Source organism: Accumulibacter sp., from assembly GCF_031732815.1.
In the GTDB taxonomy this organism is placed as follows: Bacteria; Pseudomonadota; Gammaproteobacteria; order Burkholderiales; family Rhodocyclaceae; genus Accumulibacter.
On record NZ_JAVMKF010000098.1, the window covers coordinates 1 to 21,595 of the forward strand.

The 21,595-nt window shown below is 63.6% G+C and carries 21 protein-coding genes and 2 pseudogenes; 8 read left to right on the top strand and 15 right to left on the bottom strand.

Annotation, left to right across the window (positions count from 1 at the left end):
- On the top strand, nt 1-419 hold a 419-nt coding region (locus RKP46_RS07745), incomplete at its 5' end, for a hypothetical protein (protein ID WP_311106112.1).
- Between the two features lie 377 nt (nt 420-796).
- On the opposite strand, the gene truB is transcribed toward RKP46_RS07745, so the two are convergent.
- The 13 genes from truB to RKP46_RS07810 form a co-directional block, all read right to left on the bottom strand.
- Nucleotides 797-1,696 carry a tRNA pseudouridine(55) synthase TruB gene (truB, locus tag RKP46_RS07750; RefSeq protein ID WP_311106113.1) on the bottom strand — a complete coding sequence of 300 codons (900 nt, stop codon included), beginning with the start codon at nt 1,694-1,696 and terminating at the stop codon, nt 797-799.
- Between the two features lies 1 nt (nt 1,697).
- Nucleotides 1,698-2,084: a 30S ribosome-binding factor RbfA gene (gene rbfA, locus RKP46_RS07755; protein WP_300333478.1), complete on the bottom strand. Its 387-nt coding sequence runs from the start codon at nt 2,082-2,084 to the stop codon at nt 1,698-1,700.
- Complete coding sequence (infB, locus tag RKP46_RS07760) at nt 2,085-5,006, bottom strand: translation initiation factor IF-2 (RefSeq protein ID WP_311106114.1); 2,922 nt, start codon at nt 5,004-5,006, stop codon at nt 2,085-2,087.
- Nucleotide 5,007: 1 nt separating this feature from the next.
- Nucleotides 5,008-6,498 (bottom strand): transcription termination factor NusA, encoded by a 1,491-nt coding sequence (gene nusA, locus RKP46_RS07765; RefSeq protein WP_311106115.1) that lies wholly within the window; start codon nt 6,496-6,498, stop codon nt 5,008-5,010.
- A 14-nt stretch (nt 6,499-6,512) separates the two neighbouring features.
- The gene (rimP, locus tag RKP46_RS07770; RefSeq protein ID WP_311106116.1) at nt 6,513-6,980 is read right to left on the bottom strand and encodes a ribosome maturation factor RimP; all 468 of its coding nucleotides are present in this window, start codon (nt 6,978-6,980) and stop codon (nt 6,513-6,515) included.
- Nucleotides 6,981-7,109: 129 nt separating this feature from the next.
- On the bottom strand, nt 7,110-8,153 hold the full coding sequence (locus RKP46_RS07775) for a pseudouridine synthase (protein ID WP_311106117.1): 1,044 nt from the start codon (nt 8,151-8,153) through the stop codon (nt 7,110-7,112).
- Nucleotides 8,137-8,730 (bottom strand): SMC-Scp complex subunit ScpB, encoded by a 594-nt coding sequence (gene scpB, locus RKP46_RS07780; RefSeq protein WP_311106118.1) that lies wholly within the window; start codon nt 8,728-8,730, stop codon nt 8,137-8,139. The genes RKP46_RS07775 and scpB overlap by 17 nt, the downstream gene beginning before the upstream one ends.
- Nucleotides 8,711-9,553, bottom strand: a complete 843-nt coding sequence (locus RKP46_RS07785) for a ScpA family protein (RefSeq protein WP_311106119.1) — start codon at nt 9,551-9,553, stop codon at nt 8,711-8,713. The genes scpB and RKP46_RS07785 overlap by 20 nt, the downstream gene beginning before the upstream one ends.
- 34 nt (nt 9,554-9,587) lie before the next feature.
- Nucleotides 9,588-10,790: a tryptophan--tRNA ligase gene (locus tag RKP46_RS07790; protein WP_311106120.1), complete on the bottom strand. Its 1,203-nt coding sequence runs from the start codon at nt 10,788-10,790 to the stop codon at nt 9,588-9,590.
- Between the two features lie 19 nt (nt 10,791-10,809).
- Nucleotides 10,810-11,466, bottom strand: a complete 657-nt coding sequence (locus tag RKP46_RS07795; protein WP_311106121.1) for a site-2 protease family protein — start codon at nt 11,464-11,466, stop codon at nt 10,810-10,812.
- Between the two features lie 17 nt (nt 11,467-11,483).
- Nucleotides 11,484-12,110 carry an L-threonylcarbamoyladenylate synthase gene (locus RKP46_RS07800; protein ID WP_311106122.1) on the bottom strand — a complete coding sequence of 209 codons (627 nt, stop codon included), beginning with the start codon at nt 12,108-12,110 and terminating at the stop codon, nt 11,484-11,486.
- A gap of 14 nt (nt 12,111-12,124) precedes the next feature.
- Nucleotides 12,125-12,988, bottom strand: a complete 864-nt coding sequence (locus RKP46_RS07805; protein WP_311106123.1) for a 3',5'-nucleoside bisphosphate phosphatase — start codon at nt 12,986-12,988, stop codon at nt 12,125-12,127.
- A gap of 69 nt (nt 12,989-13,057) precedes the next feature.
- Nucleotides 13,058-14,164, bottom strand: a complete 1,107-nt coding sequence (locus RKP46_RS07810) for a DUF2914 domain-containing protein (protein WP_311106124.1) — start codon at nt 14,162-14,164, stop codon at nt 13,058-13,060.
- Nucleotides 14,165-14,513: 349 nt separating this feature from the next.
- On the opposite strand from RKP46_RS07810, the gene RKP46_RS07815 reads away from it, so the two are divergent.
- The 6 genes and pseudogenes from RKP46_RS07815 to RKP46_RS07840 all read left to right on the top strand — a co-directional run.
- Nucleotides 14,514-15,536, top strand: coding sequence for a metal-dependent hydrolase (locus tag RKP46_RS07815; protein WP_311106125.1), 1,023 nt, complete (start codon nt 14,514-14,516; stop codon nt 15,534-15,536).
- A 496-nt stretch (nt 15,537-16,032) separates the two neighbouring features.
- Nucleotides 16,033-17,209 (top strand): annotated as a pseudogene (locus RKP46_RS07820) (IS5/IS1182 family transposase).
- A 257-nt stretch (nt 17,210-17,466) separates the two neighbouring features.
- Nucleotides 17,467-18,429, top strand: a complete 963-nt coding sequence (locus RKP46_RS07825) for a polysaccharide deacetylase (protein WP_311106126.1) — start codon at nt 17,467-17,469, stop codon at nt 18,427-18,429.
- The gene (locus RKP46_RS07830; protein ID WP_311106127.1) at nt 18,426-19,364 is read left to right on the top strand and encodes a GNAT family N-acetyltransferase; all 939 of its coding nucleotides are present in this window, start codon (nt 18,426-18,428) and stop codon (nt 19,362-19,364) included. Before RKP46_RS07825 ends, RKP46_RS07830 begins: the two co-directional genes overlap by 4 nt.
- Nucleotides 19,365-19,377: 13 nt before the next feature.
- A complete protein-coding gene (locus tag RKP46_RS07835) occupies nt 19,378-19,953 on the top strand; it encodes a GNAT family N-acetyltransferase (RefSeq protein WP_311106128.1) in 576 nt (191 codons plus the stop codon).
- 28 nt (nt 19,954-19,981) lie between these two features.
- A pseudogene (locus RKP46_RS07840) lies at nt 19,982-20,185 on the top strand (ATP-binding protein); the annotation flags it as partial.
- Nucleotides 20,186-20,322: 137 nt separating this feature from the next.
- Here RKP46_RS07840 and RKP46_RS07845 read toward each other — a convergent pair.
- A complete protein-coding gene (locus RKP46_RS07845; protein WP_311106129.1) occupies nt 20,323-20,466 on the bottom strand; it encodes a hypothetical protein in 144 nt (47 codons plus the stop codon).
- An 18-nt stretch (nt 20,467-20,484) separates the two neighbouring features.
- Here RKP46_RS07845 and RKP46_RS07850 point away from each other — a divergent pair, with 18 nt between their 5' ends.
- Nucleotides 20,485-21,114, top strand: a complete 630-nt coding sequence (locus RKP46_RS07850) for a transposase (RefSeq protein WP_311106130.1) — start codon at nt 20,485-20,487, stop codon at nt 21,112-21,114.
- Between the two features lie 125 nt (nt 21,115-21,239).
- On the opposite strand, the gene RKP46_RS07855 is transcribed toward RKP46_RS07850, so the two are convergent.
- Nucleotides 21,240-21,569 (bottom strand): hypothetical protein, encoded by a 330-nt coding sequence (locus tag RKP46_RS07855; RefSeq protein ID WP_311106131.1) that lies wholly within the window; start codon nt 21,567-21,569, stop codon nt 21,240-21,242.
- Nucleotides 21,570-21,595 lie beyond the last annotated feature (26 nt).

The window sequence follows — 21,595 nt, forward strand, 5'->3', positions numbered from 1 at the left end:
TTACCGCTTTACCCCGTGATGACGATGACGAAGGAACTGCGATGAATCCACCTGACGAGAGTGGTGTTGAGGAAACAGGGGGTTCGCGGGCGCCAGCCCCCGAAAAAATTTCTTTGCCGCCGCGCGCCGCGCGCGCCGGCGTTGCGCTCGAGCGCGCGATGCTGTTCGCCACCTGGCTGGTGCCCGTGCTCGAGCGCTTTCCACGCAGCCAGCGCTTCCTGCTCGGCGACCGCCTGCAGACGCTGACGCTCGACATCATCGAGGGGCTGATCGAGGCAAGCTACCAGAAAGCGCCCTGGGACACGCTGCACCGGGTCAATGTGCTGCTCGAAAAGCAGCGCGTGCTCTGTCGCCTGGCGTACAAGCTGCGACATCTCGATGTCCGGCGTTACGAATTCGCCGCCAGGAAGCTCGACTGAGTTTTCGGCGACGATCCGCCGGCTCAAACGGCTGCCAAGTGGACCGGCGGGTGTTGCGCGGCGGCTCCTGGAACAACAATGCCAGGAACGCCCGCTCGGCCAACCGCAACAGGAACGCGCCAGACAACCGGAACAACAATGCCGGTTTCCGTCCTTCCCGTATGCTGCGTTTCGGAGTGCCTCGCCTCAAGGGTCGAAGCAGAGTAGCCGCAAGCATCCAGGCCGCTTGAGCAAGCGCAGCACACCCCCGGCGTCCTGGCCCACACGGCTGGGCGACGCCGGGGGATCATTCTGCGCAATGGCGTGATCGGCTCGCCGACCGGAGCGTCGCCAGCCAACACGCCGCGCTGACCCGCGCCAAGCCGCGCCAAGCCGCGCTAAGCCACGCCGACCACGCGGCGCGGACGCAATTGCGGGCGCTCGGCGTCGCTTTCGCCGACACCGAGCAGGCGGCCGGCGGCGTCGTAGACTCGATAGCTGCCTGGCGGCTGCGCGTCGCCCACCGGATTGCCGTGGCGGAAACGCAGTGCGGCGGCCTCGTCCAGATGCACTGCCGGCAGGCCCTGCAGCAGGCGATCGAGCGGGAGCAGGCGGCCGGTCCTCTCTTCCGCGGAAAGCTCGGCGAGCGCGGCGAGCGGCAGCGCGTCGGCGACTTGCAGCGAACCGACCGCGGTTCGCCGCAGCGCGCTCAGGTGGGCGGCGCAAGCGAGCGCTTCGCCGAGCTCGACGGCCAGGCTGCGCACGTAGGTTCCCTTGCTGCAGCGCACGTGCAGGCGGCAGCGCTCGCCGCTGAAGTCGATCAGTTGCAGGCGGTGAATCGTGATCTGGCGCGCTGGCCGCTCGACTTCGATTCCCTGGCGCGCCAGCGTGTAGAGCGCGCGTCCCTGGTGTTTGAGCGCCGAATGCATCGGCGGAATCTGTTCGAGCGGGCCGCGCAGGCGGGCCAGCGCGTCGTTCAGCGCGGCAGCGTCGAAAGCGATCGGGCAGCGCCGGACGACGGCGCCGTCGGCGTCGCCGGTGTCGGTGGCGATGCCGAAGCAGACCTCGGCTTCGTAGGACTTGTCGGCGGCCAGCAGGTCGTGCGCGAACTTCGTCGCTTCGCCGAAACAGAGCGGCAGCAGGCCGCTGGCGAGTGGGTCGAGCGTTCCGGTGTGGCCGGCCTTGGCGGCGGAAAACAGCCGGCGCGCCTGTTGCAGCGCGGCGTTGGACGTGATTCCGGAAGGTTTGTCGAGCAGCAGGACGCCATCTACCCGCTGCCAGGCTTTGCCGGCGGCCAAGTCAGCTCGGTTCGTCCGGATCGGACTGATGCGAAATCGCCACCGCTTCGTTGATCAGCTTCGACAACTGCGCACCGCGTTCGAGCGACTCGTCGAAGATGAAGTGCAGTTGCGGCGTCATGTGGATGCTGATCCGCTTGCCGAGTTCGCTGCGCAGGAATCCGGCGGCGTTCTCCAGGCCCGCCTGCAGCGATGCCAGGTGGTCGCTGCCCGCCAGGCTGCTGAAGAAGACCTTGGCGTGCGCATAATCCGGGCTGACCTGCACGTCGGTCAGGCTGATCATGCCGACGCGCGGATCGCGCAGTTCGAGCCGGATCACTTCCGCCAGTTCGCGCCGGATCTGTTCGGCGATCCGGTCGCGACGAGAAAAACCCCGATGGTCGGCCATTTACAGCGTCCGCGCGATTTCGGTCACGTCGTAGACTTCGAGCTGGTCGCCTTCTTCGTAGCCGCTGAAGTTCTTCAGCGACAAGCCGCATTCGAAGCCGGCGCGAACTTCCTTGACGTCGTCCTTGAAGCGCTTGAGCGATTCGATTTCGCCGTCCCAGAGGACGATGTGCTTGCGCAGCAGGCGCGCGCGCGAGCTGCGCTTGATCAGTCCTTCGAGCACGTAGCAGCCGGCGATCGTGCCGATGCGCGTCGCCCGGAAGACCTGGCGGATTTCGACCAGACCGGTGATGTCCTCGCGCTTTTCGGGCGCCAGCATGCCGGAGAGCGCCGCCTTGACCTCGTCCACCGCGTCGTAAATGATGTTGTAGTAGCGGATGTCGACCCCGGCGGTTTCCGCCGCCTTGCGCGCACCGGCGTCGGCGCGCGTATTGAAGCCGATGATGACGGCTTTCGAGGCCTGCGCCAGGTGCACGTCGGATTCGCTGATCGCACCGACCGCGGCGTGGATGACGTTGACCTTGACTTCCGCCGTCGCCAGCTTCTGCAGCGACTGAACCAGCGCTTCCTGCGAGCCCTGCACGTCGGCCTTGATGATCAGCGCGAGTACCTTGGCTTCCGCTTCGTTCATCTGTTCGAGCAGCGTCTCCAGCTTGGCCGCCTGCTTGGTCGCCAGTTTGACGTCGCGGTACTTGCCCTGCCGGAAGAGCGCGATTTCGCGCGCCTTGCGTTCGTCGGCGAGGACCATCGCCTCCTGGCCGGCTGCCGGAACGTCGGACAGGCCGAGAATTTCGACCGGAATCGATGGCCCGGCTTCCTTGATGATCTTGCCGTTCTCGTCGAGCATCGCGCGCACGCGGCCGAAAACCGGGCCGGCGAGCAGCACGTCGCCCTGGTGCAGCGTTCCCGAGAGAACGAGCATCGTCGCCACCGGGCCGCGCCCGCGGTCGAGGCGCGCTTCGATGATCAGGCCGCGCGCCGGCACATCGCGCGCCGCCTTGAGGTCGAGCACGTCGGCCTGCAGGAGGACGTTTTCGAGCAGTTCGTCGATGCCGGCGCCGGTCTTCGCCGAAACGCTGACGAAGGGCGCGTCGCCGCCGTACTCTTCCGGAACGACTTCTTCGCCGACCAGTTCCTGCTTGACGCGGTCGGGCTGCGCGCCGGGTTTGTCGATCTTGTTGATCGCGACGACGATCGGCACGCCGGCCGCTTTCGCGTGGTGAATCGCTTCGCGCGTCTGCGGCATGACGCCGTCGTCGGCGGCGACGACCAGAATGACGATGTCGGTCGCTTTCGCTCCCCGCGCGCGCATCGCGGTAAAGGCTTCGTGTCCCGGCGTGTCGAGGAAGGTGACGACGCCGCGCGCGGTTTCGACGTGGTAGGCGCCGATGTGCTGCGTGATGCCGCCGGCTTCGCCGCTCGCCACGCGCGTGCGCCGGATGTAGTCGAGCAGCGAGGTCTTGCCGTGGTCGACGTGGCCCATGACGGTGACCACCGGCGCGCGCGTTTCGAGCGGAACGTCCTTGTGCTGCGCGTCGGCGTCGTCGAGATAGGCATCCGGGTCGTCGAGCTTGGCGGCGAACGCCTTGTGGCCCATTTCCTCGACGACGATCATCGCCGTTTCCTGGTCGAGCACCTGGTTGATCGTCACCATCGAGCCCATCTTCATCAGCGCCTTGATCACCTCGGTCGCCTTGACCGCCATCTTGTGCGCCAGATCGGCGACCGAAATCGTTTCCGGCACCTGCACCTGATGGATGACCGGTTCGACCGGCAACTGGAAGGTGTGCTGTTCGTCTTCGCCGCCGGCGCCGCGCGCCGCGCGCTTGCCGTGCTTGGTGTCGCGCCAGCCGGTGGCACCGGTGGCGCCGCGCGTCTTCAGCCCGACGCGCTTGTTGGTGCCTTCGTTCTTCCACTGGCCCTTCTTGTCGACCGCCTTCTTCTCCGGCGCCTTCTTCTCCGGCGCTTTCTTGTCGGTCGCGGCGGGCTTGCCGGCCGGCTTGTGCAGCGTCTTGTCTTCCGGCGGGCGGTCGCTCGCCGTTTGTGCCGCCGCCTGTTTGGCGACGACGGCGGCCTTCGCGGCGACCGCTTTCTCTTCGGCGTCGAGCTTCAGACGCGCCAGGTCGGCGCTGCGCTGTTGCTTGCTCTTGAACTCGGCTTCCTGGCGCGCACGCAGTTCGGCGTGCCGGCGCTCTTCTTCGGCGCGCAGGCGCTGCTGTTCTTCGCCGATGATCGAGGCGCGCGTGACGACCTTCTTGCCCGGCGCGCGGGTTTCGCCTGCCGCTTCCGGCTTGCCGGCGGCCGGCGCCTCGCCGCGCGCTTCGGCCTTGGCCGGGGCGACCGGCGGAGCGGCGCTCGCGCCGCCCGGCGGGGCTGTGGCGGCTGCCGGAACGGCTGGCGCTGGCGGCGGGCTGGCCGGCTCTGCGACCGGCGCGACCGGCGCGACCGGCGCTGCCGGTGCCGCCGCCGGCGTCTCGACCAGCGGCACGCCTGGTGCTTCCAGCGCGACCTCCGGCAAGCTGCGCTCGACGGCGACCGGCGGCTCGACGTCCGCTTCCGGCCGCGCTTCGCTGCGTGTTTCGGGGCGCGCTTCAGGACGCGCCTCCGGACGCGCTTCGAGCGTGTCGCGCTTGACCAGCACGCGCTTCTTGCGCACCTCGACCTGCACGGTATGCGCCTTGCCGTGCGCGTCCTGCGAACGGATTTCGCTCGTTTCCTTGCGCATCAGCGTGATTTTCGTCTTCGCCTCGGTACGCCCCCCGTGCGATCGGCGCAGGTAGTCGAGCAATTTCGACTTGTCCTGCTCCGACAGGATGTCCTCAGCTTGCCGCTTGGCCACGCCCGCCTTCTGCAACTGCTCGAGCAGCGCGCCAGCCGGCATTTTCAGCTGGGTGGCAAATTGGGCAACACTCGTTTGCGCCATGTCAGTTCCTCTCCCCCGCTTCAGCAAACCAGTGCGCGCGCGCCATGGTGATCAGTTGCGTGGCCCGCCGGCTGTCGATGCCGGTCATCTCGGTCAGTTCGTCGACTGCGAGATCGGCCAGGTCGTCGCGCGTCTTGATTCCGTTGCTGGCCAGTTTGCCGGCCAGCGCCTTGTCCATTCCCTCAAGGCTGAGCATGTCGTCTGCGACATCCTCGATTTTTTCTTCGGTGACGATCGCCTCGGTCAGGAGGACGTTGCGCGCCCGCTCGCGCAGTTCCTGAACGGTCGCTTCGTCGAAGGCTTCGATCTCGAGCATTTCGTGCAGCGGCACGTAGGCCACTTCCTCGATCGTCGAAAAACCCTCTTCGATCAGGATGTTCGCGACATCTTCGTCGACGTCGAGCTTTTCCATGAAGAGCACGCGGATGGCCGCAGCCTCGGCCTCGACGACCGATTTGGACTCTTCCTCGGTCATCAGGTTGATCGTCCAGCCGGTCAGCTCGGACGCCAGGCGCACGTTCTGCCCGCCGCGGCCGATGGCGATCGCCAGGTTCTGTTCGTCGACGACGACGTCCATCACGTGCCTTTCCTCGTCGACGATGATCGAACTGACCTCAGCCGGCGCCAGCGCGCCGATGACGAACTGCGCCGGATCGGCCGACCAGAAAACGATATCTACGCGCTCGCCGGCCAGTTCGTTGGTCACCGCAGTGACCCGCATGCCGCGCATGCCAACGCAGGTGCCGATCGGGTCGACGCGCTGGTCGTTCGACTTGACGGCGATCTTCGCGCGCATGCCGGGGTCGCGCGCCGCCGCCTTGATTTCGAGCAGGCCGTCGTCGACTTCCGGCACTTCGAGTGCGAACAGCTTGATGATGAACTCGGGCGCGGTGCGCGAAAGGATCAGTTGCGGCCCGCGCGCGCTGCGGTCGATACGCTGCAGGTAGGCCTTGACGCGATCGCCGACGCGCAGGTTCTCGCGCGGAATCATCTGGTCGCGCGGCAGCAGCGCTTCCATCTTGCCGGTTTCGACGATCGCGTTGCCACGTTCCATGCGCTTGATCGTCCCGGTCACCAGGTGCTCCTTGCGCGCCAGGAAATCGTTCAGAATCTGCTCCCGCTCAGCATCGCGAATCTTCTGCAGGATGACCTGCTTGGCCGCCTGCGCGCCGATCCGGCCAAAATCGATGGGTTCAAGCGCTTCTTCCAGGAAATCGCCGACCTCGACTTCCGGGTCCTGCTCCTGAGCTTCCGACAAGGCGATCTGCTGCTCCTCGTCGAGGAAGTCGGCATCGGCAACGACTTCCCAGCGGCGAAAGGTCTCGAAGTCACCGGTCTCGCGGTCGACGACGACACGCACGTTCGCATCATCGTGAATGCGCTTCTTGCTGGCCGAAGCCAAGGCCAACTCGAGCGCACCGAAGACAATGTCCTTGGTGACGTTCTTTTCGCGCGCCAGCACATCGACCAGCATCAAGATCTCGCGGCTCATTTCCTCATCTTCTCCTAAACCTGCCCGTCACTCGATTTCGCCAGATCAAACCGCGGAACCAGGCGCGCTTTGCCGATGTTTTCGGGAGCGAACTCGATTTCGTCCGCACCGACGCGCAGGCGCACCTGACCGTTCGTGATTCCCAACAGAAGGCCACTGAAGTTCCGCCGCCCAGCGAGCGGCAAGCGCAGCTTGAGGGTGATCTCGCACCCGGCAAAACGCACGAAATCGGCTTCCTTCCTGAGCGGCCGGTCGATTCCCGGCGACGAGACTTCCAGGCGCTCGTAATCGACGTTCTCCACCAGGAGCACACGCGAAAGCTGGTTGCTCACCAGAGCGCAGTCTTCGACATCGACTCCGCGCGGCTTGTCCGGGCGATCGATGTAGACGCGCAGCAGCCGCCCGCGCGGGCTGCGCTCGACGTCGACCAGTTCATAGCCGAGGCCGGTCACCGTTTTTTCAAGAACTTCGTACACATCCATGGCCGCAAACAAAAAATGGGCGAAACGCCCATCCCCGAAAAAATTGCCCCAACAGGGGCGAGCGGAAAGCCGTTGGATTATAACGAAAACATCGGCGTGCGTAAATCGCCCTGCAGGCGCAGACGGGCACTAGGCGCCCGGCCGGGCACGTAGCGGGCGCCCGGCGCCGGCCGGCGGCAGGCCGAAATCGACCAGCAGCTTGCGTACGTCGGCCTCGCCCAGCTCGAAAATCTGCCCGCGCCTGAGGTTCGGGGGAAGCACGAAGGGTCCGTAGCGAACGCGAATCAGACGGCTGACGACGACACCGACCGCTTCGAACATGCGGCGCACCTCGCGGTTTCGCCCTTCGCTCAGCGCCACGCGGTACCAGCGATTGGCCCCCTCGCCGCCCGCCTCCTGAAAGCTGGAAAAACGCGCCGGCCCGTCGTCGAGTTCGATGCCGTCGAGCAGGCGCTGGCGCGCCTCGGCCGACAATTCGCCGAGAATACGCACCGCGTACTCGCGCACCAGTTGGTAACGCGGGTGCATCAGGCGGTTGGCGAGTTCGCCGGAAGTGGTCAGCAGGAGCAGTCCGCTGGTGTTGAAGTCGAGCCGCCCGACGGCGACCCAGCGGCCGGAAGCCATGCGCGGCAGCGCGGTAAACACGTTCGGTCGATGTTCCGGGTCGTTGCGCGAAACGATCTCGCCTTCCGGCTTGTGGTAGAGGATGACGCGCGGCAGGCGGTCGGAAAAGCGCAAGCGAACGAGCTTGCCGTTGACTTTCACCCGGTCGTCGGCCGCCACCTGCTGGCCGACGTGCGCCGTTTCGCCGTTCACCACGACACGACCGGCGGCGATCATTTCTTCCATCTGACGGCGCGAACCGATGCCGCTTTGCGCCAGCACCTTGTGCAGACGTTCCGGTTTGGCAGAGACTTCCGCGTGGCGCGGCCGGCGCGCCTGGCCCGGCTTCTCCTGGCGCTGGCCGCGCCCGGATTCGCTGCGTTCGCTGCGTTCGCTGCGTTCGCTGCGTTCGCTGCGTTCGCTGCGTTCGTTGCGCTCGTTGCGCTCGTTGCGCTCGTTGCGCTCGTTGCGTGCTGGCGCTGCCGGGCGTCGCGGCGGTGCCGGCGCTGCCGGGCGCGCTGGCGAACGCGCCGCGAGTGAGGTCTTGCGTGGCTTATTGGGGAGAGGCATCGGCGGGGTCCAGGTTGGGGTCGAGCTGCGCCAGCGGCGGCAACTCGGACAGGTTGCGCAGGCCCAGGTCGTCGAGGAACTTCTTGGTCGTCGCCAGCAGCGCCGGCCGGCCGGGCGTGTCGCGGTGGCCGACGACATCAACCCAGCCGCGCTCCTCGAGGACGCGAATCACCTGCGTCGCGACACCGACGCCGCGGATGTCTTCGATGTCGCCGCGCGTCACCGGCTGCCGGTAGGCGATGATGGCCAGCGTTTCGAGCACGGCGCGCGAGTAGCGCGGCGGCTTTTCCGGTTTCAGCCGTTCGAGATACGGCATGTATTCACCGCGCGTCCGAAAGCGCCAGCCGCTCGCCACCTGCAGCAGTTCGAGCGGCCGCTCGCGCCATTCGCCGGCCAGTTCGTCGAGCAGGCCGCGCAGAACCTGCGTGTCGAGCGACTCGGCAAACGCGCGCCGCAGTTCGAGCAGCGACAACGGTTCGCGCGCGCTCAGGAGCAGCGCCTCGAGCACGCGCTTGGTCGCTTCCGGGCCGCCCGGCAGGGCTGGCGGCGGGCTGGCCTCAGGCGTCGCTTCGCTCATCGCACAGACGCAGATAGAGCGGCGCGAAGGCTTCCGCCTGGGTCATTTCGAGCAGTTTTTCGCGCGCCAGTTCGAGCAGGGCGAGGAAATGGACGACGACCACCGGCGCCCCCTGGCCCGGATCGAAAAGCTGGCAAAACTCGACGAAGCCGCCAGCGACGCGCAACTGGCGCAGGATCGACGCCATATGCTGGCGCACCGAGAGTTCCTCGCGTTGCACCTGGTGGCGCGTGTGCAGCTTGGCCTGGCGCAGGATGGCCCGCCAGGCCGCCTGCAGATCGCTGGGATTGACTTCCGGCAAGCGGCGCAAGAGCGCCTTTTCGACCCACACTTCAACCCAGTCGAAGTCGCGCTCGGCCTGCGGCAATTCGTTCAGCTCGTACGCCGCGCGCTTCATCTGTTCGTACTCGATCAGCCGCCGAACGAGCTCGGCGCGCGGGTCTTCCGCCTCGTCGCCGGCCACCGCACGCGGTCGCGGCAGCAGCATGCGCGATTTGATCTCGATCAGGATGGCCGCCATCAGCAGGTAGTCGGCCGCCAGTTCGAGGTTCTGTGCGCGCATCGCCTCGACATAGACCAGATACTGCTCGGTGAGCAGCGCCATCGGAATGTCGAGGACATTGACGTTGGCCTTGCGAATCAGATAAAGCAGCAGGTCGAGCGGCCCTTCGAAGGCTTCGAGCATGACCGCCATCGCGTCCGGCGGTACATACAGGTCGGCCGGCAACTCGGCCAGCGGCTCACCGTAGATGCGCGCCAGCGGCACCGGCGCAGCACTCGCGGCAGCGTCGGTCGGCGCCTCGATCGTCGCGTTTTCGCTCATCGCACCCGCCGCCCCTCTGGCCGCTCGCCCCGGCTCAGCCGAAGTTCAGACCGAGCGCCTGGCGCACATCGCGCATCGTTTCGCGCGCCAGATGTCTGGCCTTGCGATTGCCCTCGGCGACGATTTCGCGCACCAATTCTGGTTGCTCGATGTACTCCTGCGCGCGCTCACGCATCGGCGCCTGCTCGCGCAGGATGCCGTCGATCACCGGCTGCTTGCATTCCAGGCAGCCGATGCCGGCGCTCCGGCAGCCCTGCTCGACCCAGGCGCGGCAGGCCTCGTCGGAATAGACCTGATGCAGCGGCCAGACCGGGCAATTGCCCGGTTCGCCTGGGTCGTTGCGCCGAATGCGCGCCGGATCGGTCGGCATGCGCCTGAGCTTGTGCGTCACCGACGCCGCGTCTTCGCGCAAGGTGATCGTATTGCCGTACGACTTCGACATCTTCTGGCCATCGACGCCGGGCATGCGCGCAGCGGCGGTGAGCAGCGCCGCCGGTTCGACCAGGATCATCTTGCCGGTCCCTTCGAGATGACCGCGCAGACGCTCGCGGTCGGCGAGCGAGAGCGCCGGCACCTCGTCGAGCAGGGCTTGCGCGCGCTCGATCGCCGACGGCTCGCCCTGCTCCTGGTAACGCGTGCGCAGTTCCTCGTAGCGCCGCGCGCGCCGTGCGCCGAGGCGAGTCAGCGCTTCCGCCACCTTTTCGGCAAAGCCCGCCTCGCGCCCGTAGAGGTGATTGAAGCGGCGCGCGATCTCGCGCGAGAACTCGATGTGCGGCACCTGATCCTCGCCCACCGGAACCTTGTCGGCGCGGTAGATCAGGATGTCTGCCGCCTGCAGCAGCGGATAGCCGAGAAAGCCGTAGGTCGACAGGTCCTTGTTTTCCAGCTTTTCCTGCTGATCCTTGTAGGTCGGCACGCGCTCGAGCCAGCCGAGCGGCGTCATCATCGAAAGGAGCAGATGCAGTTCGGCGTGCTCGGGCACCTGCGACTGGATGAACAGCGTCGCGCGGGCGGGATCGACGCCGGCCGCCAGCCAGTCGATGATCATCTCCCAGGTGGCGCCGACGATCCCCTGCGGATCGTCGTACTGCGTGGTCAGCGCATGCCAGTCGGCAACGAAGAACAGGCAGGGATATTCGTTCTGCAACCGGACCCAGTTCTTCAACACGCCGTGGTAATGGCCAAGGTGCAGGCTGCCGGTCGGCCGCATGCCGGAAAGGACTCGTTGCGCGTACATGTTCTCCGCCTGAGCGCGTTCAGAAAGGCAACTGAAAGAGAAAACCGACCACCTCCAGGACACCCTCGATGACCGGTGTCAGCAGGTCGGAGAGGAGGCCGGTGAACAGCAGCACGAGCAGGATCGGGAAGCCGAAACGCTCGAGCCGGGCGAATCGCCAGGCGGCAGCACGCGGCAGCAGGCTGACCGCAATCCGGCCGCCGTCGAGCGGTGGCAGCGGAAACAGGTTGAGCACCATGAGGGCCGTATTGACGGCGACACCAACCTCGGCCATGCGCGTCATCGGCAGCGTAAAGAAGTTCTGCGGCAGCATCCAGGCCAGCTTGAGAAAAGCGGCCCAGAAGAAAAGCATGCCGAGGTTGGCGCCGGGTCCGGCGGCAGCCACCCACAGCATGTCGGCCTTCGGGTGACGCAGGCGAGAGAAATCGACCGGAACCGGCTTCGCCCAGCCGAACAAAATGTTTCCGGTGGACAACAACAGGATGACCAGCGGCACGATGATCGTCCCGACCAGGTCGATATGCTTGAGCGGATTAGCCGTGATACGGCCCTGCTGCCAGGCGGTCGGATCGCCAAAATGGCGCGCCGCGTAACCGTGCGCCGCCTCGTGCAGCGTGATCGCCAGCACGACCGGCAGCGCCGCGATCGAAATCTGTTGAATCAGCGAATTGAGCATGCGGCTTTGTCTCTTCCTCAGGCCAGCCCGAAAGGCACCAGCGAGCCCCGTCCGGCGCGCACGAGCACCGGCAGGGGTCCGCTCAGATCGATCACGCTGGTCGGTTCGACGCCGCCCGTTCCGGCATCGAGAATCAGCTCGATCTGGCCGTTCAGACGCTCCTGGATTTCCCAGCCCTCGGTCAGCGGTGCGTCGTCGCCAGCGACGATCAAGGTCGAGGTGAGCAGCGGCTCGCCAAGTTCGGCGAGCAGCGCCTGGGTTACCGCGTGCGCCGGAATGCGCAGGCCGATCGTCTTGCGCTTCGGATGCAGCACTCGCCGCGGCAGCTCGCGTGTGCCTTCGAGGATGAACGTGTAGCTGCCCGGCGTCGTCGCCTTGAGCAGCCGATAACGCGCGTTATCGACGCGGGCAAACTGGCCGATCTGCGACAGGTCGCGACACATCAGCGTCAGATGGTGTCGGTCGTCGACGCCGCGCAAGGCACGCACGCGCTCCACCGCCGCCTTGTCGCCCAACTGGCAGCCAATCGCGTAACTCGAATCCGTCGGGAGGACGATCAGGCCGCCCTGCCGGATGACCTCGCACGCGCGCTGCAGCAGCCTGGCCTGCGGATTGTCGGGATGAATCGAAAGATGGTGTGCCATTCCCGGTGCCGGTCTCAGAAGGCCTGCCAGACGGGTTCCAGCCCGTCCGGCAGCGATGGCAGGCGACCAAGATCGATGTAGCTTTCGTTCGGCCCGTGGAAATCGGACCCGCGCGAGGCGAGAAAGCCGAACTCTCGCGCCAAGCGGGAATAGACCTCGATGTGCTCGGGCGTGTGGCTGCCCGACATCACCTCGATCGCTGCCCCGCCCCGATCCTTGAACTCGCCGAGGAAGCGTCGCATGTCGGCGCGCGACAGGCGGTAACGCCCGGGATGGGCAACCGCGGCAACCCCGCCGGCACCATGAATCCAGTCCAACGAATCGGCCAGCGTCGCCCAGCGGTGTTCGACGTAGCCCGGACGCCCGGGAATCAGATACGCTTCGAAGACGCCGCGCATGTCCTTGCACACGCCGGTTTCGATCAGATGGCGTGCGAAGTGCGAGCGGCTGATCAGGCTGGGATTCGCCGCCAGCGCCATCGCGCCGTCGAAAGTGCCGTACAGGCCGACGCGTTCAAGATCCGCCGCCATCCTTTGTGCGCGCTCGATGCGCCCGGAGCGGATCGCCGCCAGGCCGCTCTCCAACCTGGCGTCAGCGGCATCGAAGTTCAAGCCGAGAATGTGAATCTGCAACCCGCCCCACTCGATCGACACTTCGACTCCGTTGACGAAAGCCATCCCGGCCTCCTCGGCCACCGCGCGCGCGGAGGGCAGGCCGTCCAGGCTGTCGTGGTCGGTCAGCGCGAGCAAGTCGACGCCGTTCGCCGCCGCCCGCCGCGCGACCGACTCCGCCGGCAGCAAGCCGTCGGAGCAGATCGAATGACAATGCAGGTCGCAGTTGAGCACGGGCGGGAAGAAAACGGGGGAGACTTCGCACAAGGTCGACTTCGCGCGAGCCGGGAAGCCGAAAACCTGAGATATTAGCACACGCGCACCAGCGGCCGGCGCTCAGTCGAACTCATGCAGACGCAAATCCTCGCGCGCCGGCGTGCCGCGCTCGACCCGCAGACGCAGGACATCGATCGTTCGCCCATCCTGCGTCGCGACCGTGAAACGCCAGTCGCCGGGCAGCGGATTGAGCACCCAGGAATAGCCGCGGAAACCGCGGTCGCGTCCGCCAGTCGTCTGGAAAGGCCGGCGCGAAACCAGCCGCCAGCCTTCCTCCTGGCGCATCTCCCAGCGATGCTCGAGCCCTGCGGTCACCCCGAGCGGCGCGAAGACCGCGGAAACCCCGTACAGCCGACCGCCTTCCGGCACTCGCACGCTCGCCGCCTGCCCGCGCCACCATTGCCACCAGGCAGCCGGCTCGACCTGCAGCGTGTAGCGCCCCGCCTCCTGGGTGAACTCCAGGCCGACCGCCAGTTGCCGTTTGACCAGCGGGACCGGCGCAACCATGTCGAAATGGAAGGCGAGCATCAGCGCCGCAGCAACTGCCCAGGCAGGTCCGCTGCGCCCGGGCCGGCCCGGCGCCAACCGGCGAAGCCCTTGCGTGAGAACGACGCCAGCCGCAGTCGAAGCGTAGAACCACAGCGGATCGAGGCTGCCCAGCGCATGCGGCAGCGCGAAATTGAACAGAAGAATTGCGTTCAGCGCAAACAGCGCCCAGGTGAGCGTAAACCGCCGCCCGTAGCGATCACCGACAAACTCGTTGCCGACCAGCAAGGCGGCGAGAAAAGCGGCCATCAGCCAGGTGCCGAGATGGCCGGAACTCTTCAGATAAAGAATGAACAGCGCCGAGAAGATGCCGCCGAAGAAGAACTGCAGCAACAGATAGGGAGCCTGCCAGGCGAGTGCGGCCAGGCGCTCGCGCAGCGACCTTCCGTCGGCCGGCGCCGGCACTTCGCGCGCCGCGCGCCGCGCCAGCCAGAGCGTCAGCAGCGCCGCGCCGACAAGGAAAGCCCCCAGACGCCAAAAGTCGATGACCCGGATGCGCTGGCCGATGGTCAGCGCATCCCAGACGAAGCCGCCGAGAAAGGCAGCCGGCGGATACAGCCGGCGCAGGGCAAGCGGGATGCGCTCGCTGCTCACCGCGTCGCCAGCGCCAGTAGCGTGCACGCCTGATGGACGCCGCCTTGTTTGCGCACGTCGGTCGCCACCTCGTTCCCCGCTCCCGTCCACACTCCCGCCCGCACTCCCGTTCGCACTCGCCCGCACCTCGCTTTGCCGCGGGGAAACGTTCTGCCACTGGCTGGCATCGACCCGCGCCGGGCGGCAGAGGTCGATTCTACGTCAGCACGGAGGAGTGTACGGCCGATTCACTTTCCGGCCAGCTCGGCACGCTTGACCGGCTCCGGGAAAGCGGAAATACTCCGCGCTCCGCTCCACTCCCCTTGCGGCTCGCCCGCCGCGCCGTCGCCTGCCCGCCCTGCCCCCTCCCAACTCCAGCCAACTGCCGCCGCTCGCCATGGACCCACTGACCCACGCCCTGCTCGGCGCCTCCGTCGCCCACGCCGCCTGCGGCCAGCGTCTCGGTCGCCGCGCCTGGATGATCGGTGCGCTTGCCGGAATCTTGCCCGACGTCGATTTCTTCATCGCCAGCAGCACCGATCCGCTACTCAACATCCAGTACCACCGACAGTTCACGCACGCCTTCGCCTTCATTCCGCTGGGTGGGATCGTTGCCGCAGCGCCCTGGCTGCTCGAATCGGCAGCGCGCAGCCAATGGCGGCCGATACTCGGCGCAGCGACGCTCGCCTACGCCACACACGGCGTGCTCGACGCGTGCACGAACTACGGTACGCAGTTGCTCTGGCCCTTCTCCGACGTGCGCGTCGCCTGGCACTGGCTGACGACGATCGGACCACCGTTCACCTTGATCCTCCTGCTCGGCCTGCTCGTCGCTTTGCGCCGTGGGCGGAGGCGCTGGCCGACCTTGCTCGCGCTCGCCGCCGCGCTGCTCTACGTCGGCAGCGCCGCCTGGCAGCAGGAACGCGCGCTCAGCGCGCAGGCGCAGATTGCTGCCCAGCGCGGGCACACCGTCGAGCGCGCCCGGATGTTCCCGACGGTCGGCAACGTCTTCCTCTGGCGCTCGGTCTACGAATCGAATGGCGTCCTGCACACCGACCGTATCCGCGCCGGCAGCGCGCTGACGTGGAAAGCCGGCAGCAGCGTTGCCCTGGCGCACGAAGCGGCGCTAGCGCCCGAACTGCGTGCCAACGAACGCATCGTGCGCGACTATCGCCGCTTCGCCCATTTTTCCGGCGGATGGGTCGCGCGTGCGGTTGCCGACCCCGAGGTCATCGGCGATGCCCGCTACTCGCTGTCGACCGAGCGCTTCGAACCCATCTGGGGAATCCGCTTCCACCCCGGGCGCCCGGTGCCCACCGAATGGGTCGATTTCACGGCCAAGAATCGCATCCCGCTTGCCGATCTGTGGCGCGAGCTGAGCGGTCGCGACCCCGAGTATCGGCACCTGCCCAAGGGCTGAGCACCGTCAGCGAAACCGCGAGCCAGAAGAGAAGAGGTGGCCCCGGAAATTCAGACAGCAGCGTTAAGGGTACTCTTCCCCATCCGACGGCTGCGGAAGCAGCCAAAACAGGAGCGACAGCATGATGAGCAGAAGGACGAGGCGGAACCAGACGCCCGGATTCGAGGCGCTGAGCACGCTAGCGGCGCTGACGAGCGACAAGAGCCTGGCGGAGCTGGCATAGCGGTACAACATCCAGCCGAACCGGATGATGGACTGGAAGCGGCAACTGACGGAGCTTGCGGCTCAGGCCTTTTGGCGAGGCGAGCCCTCCGGCGAGCGCTGTTCCGGACCCGACGAAGCTCGACACCCGAACCGGAGAGCCGACCCTCCGGCGCCTCTCGCAAACACCACACTAGACACATGTCTTTGTGTGGCTGGAAGCGACAGCGGGGGACGCGAACAGCCACTTCTGGCATGATGTGGTCAGCAAGACCAAGATCACAAGGCCTGTAAGATGGATACTGCCCAACTCCAACGGATCATGCAACAGTGGCACGTGATTCAACGCGAGCTGGTGCCAGAGCTGGCCGAGCAATTCGCATCGCTGACACCGAAATCGGAGAAGGTGGCCCACATCCTGAAATGGGTACACATCGAGGTATACACAGAAACATCGTCGTGTGGGGTGGGACGTCCGCGTTTCGAGCGAGCTTGCCTGGCGAACGCCTTTCTGGCCAAGGCGGTGCTCGGGTTGGCGATGATCGTTGGGCTGATCGAGCGGCTGCCGATCGATCGTGCGCTGCGCCGCATCTGTGGTTTCCCGCTGTACAAGGGACAGCCTTGCGCAGCCACCAACTTGCGCGCTGTCGACCAATTTGCCCAAGCCAGCGCAGGCCAGCGCGTGCATGAGGCCCTGGTCACGGAACCTTCCGGGGATCAACTGATCGTGCATCTCCGTCGCGAGGGTACGGCCATCGAAGCACGCGAACACCCATCGCAGAAGGAAAGGCCGGCAGTGACGGTGGCCACCACCGGACAATCGGCCCAGTTGTCCGCGGCAGAGAGCCCTGCCCAAACGACTGCGCCTGAAGTGCCGGCACCGGCGAGAAGCCGCGCTCTTCGCCAGCGTGGCAAAGCGCGTCCGGCTGCGAAGGCCTCCCCGATCCAGCGCCAACGCGAGCAGACTTTGGCGCAAATGCTCGATGAGATCCCGACAGCAGGTGATCGCGGCAGGAAGTGCAATGCTCAAGTCGACCAGAACAGTTGGCGCCGATACAAGAAGCTGCATCTCCACACCGGCAATTGTGGCGTACCGATTACGGCACTCCCCTCCAGCGCCTCCATGCACGACAGCCTGGCTGCGATTCCCCTGTCGGCGACGAGCGCCAAACGCGTCACCAACCTGTACGACCTGATGGAGGCTGCCTCTTCCACCAGCAACTTGCGCGAGCACAGCAAGACCCCGGGCCACCTTCCCCTGATCGATCACGAAGCGCAGCATGCAACGAAAGTCGAATTCTCCTCGGCTGAAGCGACTCGCTACCACGAACCTGCCGCCGACGAGCGCAGCAACACGCGGCTTCAGGACGAATTCGGCGCCAATACCCTCCCGGTCCAGGGCCCAGCGAAAGCACCTGATGTTCGGCGTCCTGGCGCTGTCCGCTGATCACTTGATCCCATCAAGGCAATGAATTCCCTGCGTTCCAGCTCCGGCGACTATGCATCCGATGATGCAGGAGGGGGTTCCCATCGAGCAATCAAGACGATGCGATCAGCTTGACCGCTCGGCGACCGAGAGCTCGATGGCGAGAAGAATCACTCTCGGAGGGTGAATCCTGCGGCCCAGCAACTCGCCCTGGGGAGTTTTGCCAGCGGCTCACTTATGCTGTATTATCTTTATGATTAAACAACAAAATCACTCCTGATTTACCATGGAAGAGGTGTCTTAGTGCTGGAAGTCTTTTTTACTGTAGATGTTGAAATCTGGTGCGACGGATGGGTCAACATCGACCAGAAATTTCCTGGAGCATACCGAAAGTATATCCTCGGACCAACACCTGATGGTGATTTCGGCCTGCCCTATCAACTGAGAGTTCTCAAAGATCATGGTCTTCTAGGTACCTTCTTTGTCGAACCACTTTTCTCGACGCGATTTGGGAAACAACCCCTTGAAGAGATTGTTGGTCTCATTAAGGAAAATGGACAGGAAGTTCAGTTGCATTTGCACTCTGAGTGGGTTGATGAATCGTTAGAGCCACTTATTCCTGATTCGACACGGAAACGCCAATTTCTCTTTCAGTACTCTTTGGAAGAACAGAAGCGCCTGATCGAAGCAGGAATTTCACTGCTTACCAGCGCCGGCGCAACTGAAGTCAACGCATTTCGTGCAGGAAGTTTTGGCTTCAACCTGGATACTCTGCGTGCCTTGGCAGCCAATGGGATCAGCTTTGACAGCAGCTACAACGCAACCCTTTTTGGTCCAACCAGTGGTTTGATGCCGAATCGCATAGTCATCGAACCAATAGAGTATGAGGGCGTCTTCGAATATCCGATGACGGTTTTCAAGGACGGCATCGGGTCATTACGCCATGCTCAGCTTACAGCTTGTTCATATAGCGAAATCGAACATCTACTTTTCCAGGCATTGGAGGAACAACGCAATGCTTTCGTTATTCTTTTTCACAATTTCGAACTACTTTCTCCGTCCAAGACAAGGCCAGATAGAATTGTGATCGATCGATTCATGAAGTTATGCAAATTTCTTGAAAAGAACCGAGACTCCTTCTGTGTCAAAGGCTTCCGAGAACTTCATCCAACAGTCGTGCCAGCTCACACGATTCCTCTGAAAGTAGATTTTTGGCGGACTGCAAACAGACTGGTTGAACAAGTTTATCGCAGGAGGCTTACATGACTGCGTGGAGTGTCCGGGAAGTACCGCTAAAATATCAATTGAGTGACTGGAGTCTTTTTAGCATTTCACTGTCGCTTCAGTGCAGATCAGTTTCCCTTTTCGGTGAATCGCCGGTCAGCACACCTGAACCCCCTTCCCTTGACGAGCTGGCCGAGGGAAGCCAGGGTTTCATGGTACGAGCACTCCCAATTGTCGATGAGCTTCCCCAGATCAGTGAGCGCAATGGATATATCTGCTACATTCCTCTGCAATATGAGCACTGCTATATCGACCTGACGCTGACTTTTGACGATTATCAGAAGAAGTTTTCTTCGAAGACACGCTCAACAATCAACCGAAAAATCAAGAAATATGCTGAACATTGTGGTGGCAAGATCCATTGGAAAACGTTCAAGGAACCTGAACAGATTCGAGAATTCTTTGATCTGGCACGTCAAGTTTCAAAACTGACGTATCAAGAGCGCCTCCTGGATGCCGGCATTCCTGAATCTGAAAGTTATGTTCGCCAGGCAGAATCGCTTGCTGCAGAAAATCGTGTACGTGCATTCATACTTTTCGATGGTGATCGGCCAATCTCCTATCTTTATTGCCCAGTTGAGCAGGGAGTGCTTATCTACGCCTACCTGGGGTACGACCCGGAGTATATGAAGCTCTCGGTTGGCATTGTACTCCAGTGGCTGGCGCTCGAAGTGCTCTTCGCTGACAACTGCTTCAAAGCGTTTGATTTTACTGAAGGGCAATCAGATCACAAGAGACTCTTCGCTACCCACCATACTAGGCGTGCCAATGTCATTCTCGTCAAGGCTTCATTGCATAACAGAGTCATTATATACTCTCATTTTTTTATGAATCAATTCTCCCATTGGCTTGGTGCAACACTAAACAAGCTGGGTCTTCGAGCGAAGATCAGAAAATTAATCCGATTCAGGTTATAAGCGGGGGTATAACATGTTTAATCCAGCCAAGGAACTTGCAAAAAACATCGCTCGAATAATATTCGGAGAGTATTCGATCTATTACATTTACGGCAGCCCTGACAACTCTCACAATACTTCTCAAATCGAGTTGAAGTCAGGCCACAGCGTTCAAGTGGTCGACCTCGATACAGTCAAATCCAGCGCCGACCCATTGATTCGCGATCAGGTCAATTATCTTGGTTCCGAGGCGCTTGCTTACGCTTGCTATGTTGAGGACCGTATTGCAGGGCTTTGCATCTATTGGTTTGGAGAGCGCTACCAGAAGCGCAACTTCTGGCCACTCAAAGAAGGGGAAGCAAAACTTGTACAAATCGTTACCGTTCCTCAACTTCGTGGCGGCGGAATCGCGATGGAGCTGATCACCCGATCAAACATGGACATGTTGAAAAAGGGCTTCAGCAGGATGTATGCACGTATCTGGCATTCTAACGCACCATCTTTGCGCGCTTTCCAGCGGGCAGGCTGGACGCGACGCGCACTCTTGATCGAAATGAATCCATTACGGCTTGGAAAGCCTATACGACTACGCCACGATCTCAAATCATGAAATCCTGTTCCAAAGATAAGCGTAGTGTCGCGCCGCTTTCCGCTCTGGCAAATCCCTCGACGCTTTCGATCTCGCCCGCCTGCCCAACCTCAACCGCGCTTTGATCGATGAACTCGCCACCGGTTGCTATATCGCCGAGAAGGTCCCCGTGCGTATTGCCGGCTCTTGCGGCACCGGCAAGAGCCATCTCGCCGAGGGCCTCGGCCATTGTGCCGTCCGTCAGGGCGTCGATACCCAATGCTCTCAACCTGTCACGCAATTCGCATAAGTTGCGAGCAGTCACCCGAGAAGCCGCTTGCGCGCGAGGCCAGCCCAAGGCAGAGTACGCATCCACTTGGTACGTAGGTAAAGTCTTATATGCCGCGACCTTTATGTCGACGTCGTTGACTGCTTTTCCAGGTTGTCGGTGAGCACCAGATGCTCTTCGAGCACCTCGACAAACTGCGCGACCACGACATTCGGGTGCTCGATCGCGATTACCCCGCGTAGTGGTCCTTCGCCGCCTTGACGCAACGAGGGCGCGACTTCTGCATGCGCGCAGACAGTCTCAATTTCGCCGCTATCCGAAGCTTCCGCCGATCCGGACTTGCCGAGCAGATGGTGACCCTGCCCGCCCCCGCCAAAAAGGATGCGCTCGATTATGAAATCGCCGCAACGGCCTGCCAAGTACGCCTGATCCGCCAAGTGTGCGGCCAAAAGCTTCGTGTCCTGGTGACCTCGCTCCTGGCTCTCGACGCCTCCCCTGCTCACCAACTCGGCGCGCTCTACCACTCCCGCTGGAGATTTGAGGAAGCATTCCGCCGGATCAAGCACCGTCTCGCCCTGGAGCACCTGTCGGGCACGTCCTGGCTCGCCGCTCAACAGGACTTCGGCGCCAGAATCCTCGGCGACAAGCTCAACGCTCTGGCCGTCCATGCCACCAGCGACACCCTTGATCCCAACACCCGCCAGCCCTACTTCATCAACCGCGGCGACACCTTCTCGCGCATCAGGCGCACCCTCGGCCGCTGGCTTCTCCACGGCCTCGATGCCCTCGACAATGTCGCCTCCGTCTTCAGCCAACTCGTCAAGAATGTTGTCCAGATCAGGCCAAACCGATCATCCCCAGGAAAGTCCACCAAAAAGCCACATCTAGCAGAGGCTTACAAAGGGTCGGTATGACATCGTTTTGGCAGCTTGAGAGCATTGCCTGCGCCCGGCCTGGAACCCCTGGCTGCGCAGGAGATTGCGCCACATGCGCGCACCGGCAAAGGAGTGCTCAAGATGCAACTCGCCGATGCTATGCATCAGCGCCAGCGCCCCATGCTCCGGCGAAACTTTGCTGGCGTGCAGTAGGCGCTTGAACGCGTCCGCCGGAGGAGCGCGCCCTGATACGGAACGGGGAGCTTGTGCTTGCGGTCGAGCATCGTCCTGCGGGAAGCCTGTCCACCTTGGTTGAGCCCCTGTTCTGGAAAATCGTTCTCCAGCGTCAGCATCCCGATCTTGGCGGGCGGTTTGGTCCGGTCCGGATCAGCGCTCGCCGGATGGCTCGCGTCGCCAAGAGCCTGAACCGCACGTTCCGTCAGTTGCCGCTTCCAGTCCGTGATCTGGTTCGGGCGGACGTCGTACTGCTGCACGACATCGACTGCTGCGCCAACTCCGC